A 2,087-nucleotide genomic window follows, 5' to 3' on the forward strand; every position below is an offset into this window, starting at 1 on the left:
GGCTCAGGGCCAGCAACATCGGCACCACCACCCCCAGATGGTTGCGCTTCTGGTTCCGGAGGCTCGACAGGGCGCTCAATGGCCTCTGGCGCCACATGCCCTGGTACTGCGTCGGTGCCCTTGACATGGACAGGATCACCGTCCCCACCCTCAAGCGGTTGAACGGGCTGGGCGCCTTCCCCAGGCTCAGGAGCGCTGTGCTCCTCAGGGGCGGTGTCCTCCAGTGAAGTTGTCACCAGCTCATCCGCAGTCGGTTTGTCTGGATGCCCCTGCTCCGGTGTGGCTTCCCCGCTTCCACCACTGGCCAGGTCCTCCACGTTGACTTCAGCATCCCCAGTCCCCTGATCACCATCGCCGCCATCAACAGGTTGAGATGGTTCAGCATCAGGGGCATTGTCAGCCGCTGGACCCGGGCTTGCCCCCGTTGCCGGTGCCATATCCGAGATCTCAGGGCCGGTCTCCCCCTCCTGGCTACCCTGGGCCCCATCCCACGGGTCGGGACGGACCCACTCCTTGCGAGCGGTTTTTTGGGCAGATTGCCCCTGACGGCGCTGCTCAACAGGGCTTTTTTGGCCTGACACCGCACGCCAGGTGTCCCTCGCTGCCTGTACAACAGTGGCGACCAAACCAGTCCCGGCGCGCTGCCCTTCCTCCGGCGTAGTTTCCCTGCTTTCACCAGTAGCCACATCCTTCAAGTTGACTTCGGCGCCCTCAGTCCCCTGACCACCATCAACAGGCTGAGATAGTTCAGCATCAGGGGCGTTCTCAGCCGCCGGACCTGGGCTTGCCCCCATTGCAAGCTGGCCGGACACTGCATTCCAGACAGCTTTCCCTGCCTGTACAGTCCCACTCCAGGTGTCCTTCGCTGCCTGCACAACAGCAGCGACCACATCAGTCCCGGCACGGCGCCAGCGAGGCAGGTGGCGCAGCGCCAACCTCTGGTCCGGGGTGAGGGACTCCCAGCGCCCTTGCCCCACCTCGGCGGCGAGACGCCCCATCAGCACCGTGGCGATCAACTCGCCGAAACCCGCTCCACTGAAGACAGGCAGGCGGTTCAGCAGCAGTAAGGGCGCCAGGGTCGCCAGCAGCAGAGACCACAGCGCATCACGGGGACGGGAGAGTTCCGGGAAGGCGGTGGGCAGCAGCAGCAGGGGCAGGGCCAGAACCAGAACCCCGTAACCCAGGCCAAGGGACAGCCCGGAGAAGGCCAAGGCGGCAGCCAGCCAGTGGTTCACCGCCTGCTGCCACACTTCTGGCATCGCAAGGGAGACAACCCCCCAAAGATTATGTTCAAGGTGTCCCGGATCCATCGTCATCCACGAATGCATTATGGATTCTGGCAAACTTGCCTGAGGGCACTGCTCAAGCCCACTGCTTTCCGCTTCAGGTTGCGGGTGTAGGTTGTGGATGTCAGCAAACGCGCCCACCTGGCGGAATTGGTAGACGCGCTGGTTTTAGGTACCAGTGACTTTGGTTGTGCGGGTTCGAGTCCCGCGGTGGGCACTTCTCCTCCTTCCCATATCTCATCAGCACCCATGGGATTTCTTTACATCATTAAGACAAAAAGACTGACCAAGATTGGTATTACTGCTGATATACAGCGGCGCATGAATGAACTCAAGCCCGATAGAATCCACCAGGTTGTGACCCTGCCCAGGGCAAGGGAGCTGGAAAAAAAGTTGCACCGGCTGTTTGCGGACAAGCGCCTGCCGGGATCGGAGTACTTTTTTCTGAGTTGGGCTGAACGCAGAAAGGCTTGCCGCTTGGCCAGGCGGGCAGGGAAGCGGGTCCGGTTTCTTTATCAGGCCCCTCGTCAGGCCACGGCCCGTTGGCTGAGCCCCGGTGTGGCCTTGGAGGTCTGTGGTTTTGGCCTGGCTGTTGGTGTTGCCGCCCTGTGGATCACCCAGAGCCAGCCGAATGTGGAACAGCGACAGGCGCCCGTGTCCTTCGCTGCACCCACAAAAAGTTTTGTTTCCGTATGAACGGCAACCACAGCCAGCATGGGGGAGCGGTTGCATTGGGCTGTGGAAAGTGCGTCGAGGCAGCCGGGAGGCTGCCTTTTTTTGACTGTCAATCTTGCCCTGATC

At 61.6% G+C, this 2,087-nt stretch carries 2 protein-coding genes and 1 tRNA gene; 2 read left to right on the forward strand and 1 reads right to left on the reverse strand.

Translation table 11 applies throughout. The annotated features are described in order from the left end of the window. Positions 1 to 1,259: hypothetical protein (locus FLM9_RS04235; protein WP_074457413.1), on the reverse strand; the 1,259-nt coding region annotated here is incomplete at its 3' end. Between the two features lie 162 nt (positions 1,260 to 1,421). Between FLM9_RS04235 and FLM9_RS04240 the strand changes: the two genes are divergently transcribed. Beyond that, positions 1,422 to 1,503 (forward strand) — tRNA-Leu (locus FLM9_RS04240). 32 nt (positions 1,504 to 1,535) lie between these two features. Beyond that, positions 1,536 to 1,982 carry a GIY-YIG nuclease family protein gene (locus FLM9_RS04245; RefSeq protein WP_074457414.1) on the forward strand — a complete coding sequence of 149 codons (447 nt, stop codon included), beginning with the start codon at positions 1,536 to 1,538 and terminating at the stop codon, positions 1,980 to 1,982. Positions 1,983 to 2,087 lie beyond the last annotated feature (105 nt).

Origin of the sequence: Candidatus Synechococcus spongiarum, from assembly GCF_900047545.1 — a bacterium.
Classification (GTDB): domain Bacteria; phylum Cyanobacteriota; class Cyanobacteriia; order PCC-6307; family Cyanobiaceae; genus Synechococcus_B; species Synechococcus_B spongiarum_C.

Coding starts and splice junctions, on each gene's coding strand:
- FLM9_RS04245 (WP_074457414.1), top strand. CDS start 1,536: ATGGGATTTCTTTACATCATTAAGACAAAAAGACTGACCAAGATTGGT.